The organism is Streptomyces griseorubiginosus, from assembly GCF_017614965.1.
In the GTDB taxonomy this organism is placed as follows: domain Bacteria; phylum Actinomycetota; class Actinomycetes; order Streptomycetales; family Streptomycetaceae; genus Streptomyces; species Streptomyces griseorubiginosus_B.
Window position 1 is genome coordinate 1 of sequence record NZ_WVUG01000449.1, and the last position, 5,438, is coordinate 5,438.

A 5,438-nucleotide genomic window follows, 5' to 3' on the forward strand; every position below is an offset into this window, starting at 1 on the left:
CTGGAGCACCATGCCCCGCACCCGCCCCCTGCGCACCGCGCTGGCCGTCGCCCTGCTGGCGGCGGCCGTCGCGGGCTGCGGTGACGCGGGCGGGCTGCGCGGCGCGGGGGCGACGCCGACCGCGACCAGCCCCGCCAAGCTGTGGCCCCAGCTGTCCCCGGCCGCGAGCCCGGCCTGGGACTACGACAACGGCGAGTCCGAGGCCATGAAGGGCGTCACCGCCCCCGGCGACGACATACGCAGGGTCGACCCGGTGGCGATCGTGCGGGCCGAGATCGCCCAGCACCCGGACGACTACGCCGGCTCGAAGGCGCCGTACCGCGAGACCGCCCGCCGGATGGCGTACTGCGGCCGCAAGCCCGCGGACGAGCGGTGCCCGCTGCTCAAGGGCTACTACCGGGACCTCACCGGTGACGGGCGTGCCGATCTGACGCTGGGCTTCCGACTGCTGCCGGGCACCCAGACCGCCGTACGCGTCTACACCGTCGAGGCCGGCCGGGTGGTGCAGGTGATGGCCAACGACGACGCGGTGAGCGGGGTGGAGCTGGCCGGGCACTCGGTGATCATCCACGCGCCCTCCGACCTCGCCGACTACGAGTACCGCTTCCAGTGGACCTGGGACCCCGACCAGAAGGTGATGCTGCTCACCCACGACGAGATGCTGCGCCTGGGCAAGCACGAGCACCGCCACCGCCGCTCCCCGTCCCCCTCGGCGACCCCATGACGCGGCTCGCGCTCCCCCACTGGGCCGGCACGCTCGCCGTGAAGGCCGCCGTCTTCATCACGGTGATGTGCTGCGGGCTCGCCGCGATGCTCGGCGTGCTGGTGCACGTCTCGGTGACCGACCAGACCGTCGGTCAGGCCCGCAGCCTCGCGCTGGCGCGGCTGGCGGACGCGACGAAGGCGTACCAGGCCGGGGACACGCTGCTGCCGGGGGCGAGCGTCGATCCGCCGGGGCTGCCGCGCGCGCTGCGGGATCTGGCGCTGGCCGGGGACCGCGGCACGATGGTCTCCGACCACCACGGGCAGCCCACGATGTGGGCGGCCGGTCCCGCCGACCGGAACCGAGCGCTGGCCGTCGAGGTCGACTACGCGCAACAGGCGCACACCATCGCCGGGCTCGACCGGGCGATCCTGTGGTCGTCGGGGCTGGCGATCGGGGCGACGCTGCTGGTGGGCGCCTTCGCCGTGACCCGGGTGACCCGGCGGCTGCAAGCGACCGCGCAGGTGGCCCGGCGGATCAGCGCGGGCGATCTGGACGCGCGGGTGGGTGATCCGCGGACGACGGACCAGAGCCGGCCGCAGGACGAGGTGGCCGCGGTCGCCGCCGCGCTGGACACCATGGCCGCCTCCCTGCAGGGCAAGCTGCTGAGCGAGCAGCGGTTCACGGCGGACGTGGCACACGAGCTGCGGACACCGCTGACGGGGCTGCACGCGGCGGCCGAGCTGCTGCCGCCGGGACGGCCGACGGAACTGGTGCGGGACCGGGTCGCGGCGCTGCGCACGCTGACCGAGGACCTGCTGGAGATCTCCCGGCTGGAGACCGGGCGGGAACAGCTCGAACTGGACGGCGAGGAGCTGGGGGCGCTGGCCGCGCGGGTGGTGCGGGCGTCGGGGACCGACACGGAGGTCGTGGTCCTGCGGGACACCCGGGTCGAGACCGACCGGCGGCGGCTGGAGCGGGTGCTGGGGAACCTGGTGGCCAACGCCCACAAGCACGGGCGGGCGCCGGTGTCCGTGACCGTCGACGGGGCGGTGGTGACCGTACGGGACCACGGGGACGGGTATCCGGACTACCTGGTGGAGCACGGACCGCAGCGGTTCCGCACGGAGGGCGGGGCCAAGGGGCACGGGCTGGGACTGACCATCGCCGTGGGCCAGGCGGAGGTGCTGGGGGCGCGGCTGGAGTTCGCCAACGCGGTGGACGGCGGGGCCGTCGCGATTCTGACGCTGCCTCAGCACGGGTCCGCTCTCCCCGATGGCGCAGTGCGACGGGCGGCCGCACCCGAGTCCTCCTAACGTGGCGATTAGTCAGGTTCGCCCCATTCGTGGAGGTACTCCCCCATGTCCCTGCGCTCCACCATCACCCGCCTCGGCATAGTCGCCGCGGCCGGCGCCCTCGTCACCTCCGCCGCCGTCACCCCCGCCCTGGCCGACAACGACTGGGGCAGCGGCGGCGACTCGGGCTCGGACAACCAGCAGAGCCAGCAGAGCCAGCAGAGCCAGGAAAGCGGGCAGAGCTGGCAGGGTCAGCAGACGCAACAGAACCAGCAGAGCCAGGAAAGCGGGCAGAACTGGCAGGGTCAGCAGACGCAACAGAACCAGCAGAACCAGGAAAGCGGGCAGAACTGGCAGGGCCAGGAGAACCAGCAGAGCTGGGAGCAGGGCGATCACGACGGCGGCCAACGGCTCGCCCGAGGTGTCGTCACCGCGAGCGAGCTGAACCTGCGCAGCGCGCCCAACCGGGGCAGCCAGGTGATCCGGGTGGCCCACCGGGGCGAGCGCGTCTCCATTTTCTGCAAGACGCCGGGTCAGAGCGTCGACGGCAACCGCCTCTGGTACCTCCTCACGGACGGCACCTGGGCCTGGGGTTCGGCCCGCTACATCGAGACCATCGGGACGCCGCCACGCTGGTGCTGAGTCCCTGAGGTCACAAGACCGACTATTTGGGTAAGTTCCGGACATGACCAACGCCGGAACCACCGTGGTACAGGCGGATCCTCCCGCCCGCGCGGTACGCCTCCCCCGGCGCCGTGGCATCGAGTTGGCCCTCATCGTCCTCGCCGTACTGCTGTCGGTGTACGGCTACTGCGCGGTGGGCCTCGCCCGCTACGGCACCGTCCCGCCCGGCGCCGCCGGTTACGGCGCCGGGCTCGGCGTGCTCGCGCTGCTCGCGCATCTCGCGGTGCGACTGCGGGCGCCGTACGCCGACCCGCTGCTGCTGCCGATCGGGGTGCTGCTCAACGGCCTCGGCCTGGTCCTGATCTACCGCCTGGACCTGGAGACCCCGGGCGACCGCGCGGCCCCCACCCAACTCGTCTGGTCCACCCTGGGCGTGACCCTGTTCATCGTGGTCGTCCTCATGCTGCGCGACCACCGGTGGCTCCAGCGCTACTCCTACGTCTGCGTCGCCGCCGCCCTCGTCCTGCTTCTGCTGCCGATCCTCTTCCCGGCCGTCAACGGCGCCCGGATCTGGATCCGGATCGCCGGATTCTCCATCCAGCCGGGCGAGTTCGCGAAGGTGCTGCTGGCGGTGTTCTTCGCCGCCTACCTGGCCGCGAACCGCAGCGCGCTCGCGTACACCGGCCGCCGGATCTGGTTCATGCAGCTGCCCACCGGCCGCGTCCTCGGCCCGATCCTGGCCATCTGGCTGCTGAGCGTCGGCGTCCTGGTCCTGGAGCGCGACCTGGGCACGTCGCTGCTCTTCTTCGGCCAGTTCGTCGTCCTGTTGTACGTGGCCACGGGCCGCACCGGCTGGATCGCGGTCGGGCTGCTGCTGGCGGGCCTGGGCGCGGTCGCCGTCGGCTGGCTGGAGCCGCATGTGCACAGCCGGGTGGAGGACTGGCTGCACCCCTTCGCCTCCATCGACGCGGGTCTGGGCCCCGGCCAGCTCGCCCAGTCGCTCTTCGCCTTCGCGGCGGGCGGCGTCCTCGGCACCGGACTGGGCCTCGGCCACTCGCTGCTGATCGGCTTCGCGGTCAAGTCGGACTTCATCCTGGCCACCGCGGGTGAGGAGCTGGGCCTGGCGGGCCTGTGCGCGATCTTCCTGCTCTACGGCCTGCTCGTGGAGCGCGGCTACCGGGCCGGCCTCGCCCTGCGCGAGCCCTTCGGCCGGCTGCTCGCCGTGGGCCTCGCCTCGCTCATCGCGCTCCAGGTCTTCGTCATCGCCGGCGGAGTGACCGGCCTGATCCCGCTGACCGGCATGGCGATGCCCTTCCTCGCCCAGGGCGGCTCGTCGGTGGTCACCAACTGGGCGATCGTGGCGCTGCTGATCCGGGTGAGCCATACGGCACGCAGGGAGTACGACGGCGAGGTCGCCTCATGACCCGCTACATCCGGCACGCGGCCGGGTTCTGCGCCCTGCTGCTCCTCGCGCTCCTGGTCAACGCGGCCCGTGTACAGGTCGTCCGGGCCGGTTCCTACGACGCCAACCCGGCCAACCGCCGCTCGGCCATCGCCCGTTACGGCCAGCCCCGCGGCGACATCCTGGTGGCCGGCGAACCGGTCACCGGCTCCCGGGACTCCGGCCAGCAGCTGCGCTACGAGCGGACGTACACGAACGGCCCGTTGTACGCCCCGGTCACCGGCTTCTCCTCGCAGGTGTACGGCACCACGCTGCTGGAGCACACCCAGGACGGGGTGCTGTCGGGCACCGACCCCGTGCTCACGCCGCTGCCGCTGTGGCACGGCCTCACGCGCTCGCCCAGCCCCGGCGGGGACGTCGTGACCACCCTCAACCCGGCGGCCCAGCAGGCGGCGTACGAGGGGCTGGACGGGCGCAAGGGCGCGGTGGCGGCGTTGGAGCCGTCCACGGGCCGCATCCTGGCCCTGGTCTCGACGCCCTCGTACGACCCCTCGGTCCTGTCCGGGAACGCGGCGGCCACCGAACGGTCCTGGGAGCGGCTGAACTCCGACCCCGACAAGCCGATGCTCAACCGGGCGGTCCGGCAGACGTATCCGCCGGGTTCGACCTTCAAGGTCGTCACCGCGGCGGCGGCGCTGGACGCGGGGGTGGTCACGGACCTGGACCGGGCGACGAGGTCACCGGACCCCTACCGGCTGCCGGGGACGCGGACCTGGCTGATGAACGAGGGCGACGGCTGTGAGGACGCTCCGCTGCGGGACGCCTTCGAGTGGTCGTGCAACACGGTGTTCGCCAAGCTGGGGGTGGATGTGGGGGTCACCGGCATGACGAAGACGGCACAGGCGTTCGGCTTCAACGACAGCGCCCTGCGGGTGCCGTTCTCGGTCGCGCGCAGCACCTTCGACACCTCGGTCGACAAGGCGCAGCTGGCGCTGTCCTCGATCGGCCAGTACAACACGCGGGCGACGCCGTTGCAGATGGCGATGGTCGCGTCGGCGGTCGCCGACGGGGGGCAGCTGCGTGAGCCGTATCTGGTGGAGCGGACGACGACGGCCGAGGGCGGCACCGCGTGGACGGCGGGCCCGCGTCCGGTCCGCCAGGTGATGCGCCCGGAGACCGCGGATCTGATGAAGGAGCTGATGGAGGGCGTGGTCACGGAGGGCACCGGCACGAACGCAGCGATCCCCGGCGCGATCGTCGGCGGCAAGACCGGCACCGCGCAGCACGGGGTCGGCAACGCCGGTACGCCGTACGCCTGGTTCGTGTCCTGGGCGCAGCGGGAGGAGGACCTGACGCCCAAGGTCGCGGTGGCCGTGGTGGTGGAGGACGGGTCGGCGCACCGGGGGGAGATCAC

At 72.7% G+C, this 5,438-nt stretch carries 5 protein-coding genes; all 5 read left to right on the forward strand.

The window, feature by feature from the left end:
- Positions 1–724: hypothetical protein (locus GRC12_RS41495; protein ID WP_439959945.1), on the forward strand; the 724-nt coding region annotated here is incomplete at its 5' end.
- Positions 721–2,019, forward strand: a complete 1,299-nt coding sequence (locus tag GRC12_RS41500) for a sensor histidine kinase (RefSeq protein ID WP_208785622.1) — start codon at positions 721–723, stop codon at positions 2,017–2,019. The genes GRC12_RS41495 and GRC12_RS41500, both read left to right, overlap by 4 nt.
- Positions 2,020–2,064: 45 nt before the next feature.
- A complete protein-coding gene (locus GRC12_RS41505) occupies positions 2,065–2,640 on the forward strand; it encodes an SH3 domain-containing protein (protein WP_208785623.1) in 576 nt (191 codons plus the stop codon).
- Between the two features lie 43 nt (positions 2,641–2,683).
- Positions 2,684–4,045: an FtsW/RodA/SpoVE family cell cycle protein gene (locus tag GRC12_RS41510; protein WP_208785624.1), complete on the forward strand. Its 1,362-nt coding sequence runs from the start codon at positions 2,684–2,686 to the stop codon at positions 4,043–4,045.
- Positions 4,042–5,438: peptidoglycan D,D-transpeptidase FtsI family protein (locus tag GRC12_RS41515; protein ID WP_208785625.1), on the forward strand; the 1,397-nt coding region annotated here is incomplete at its 3' end. The genes GRC12_RS41510 and GRC12_RS41515, both read left to right, overlap by 4 nt.

Excerpts from the sequence above, each read along its gene's own strand:
- GRC12_RS41500 (WP_208785622.1), top strand. The coding sequence starts at position 721 with ATGACGCGGCTCGCGCTCCCCCACTGGGCCGGCACGCTCGCCGTGAAG.
- GRC12_RS41505 (WP_208785623.1), top strand. The coding sequence starts at position 2,065 with ATGTCCCTGCGCTCCACCATCACCCGCCTCGGCATAGTCGCCGCGGCC.
- GRC12_RS41510 (WP_208785624.1), top strand. The coding sequence starts at position 2,684 with ATGACCAACGCCGGAACCACCGTGGTACAGGCGGATCCTCCCGCCCGC.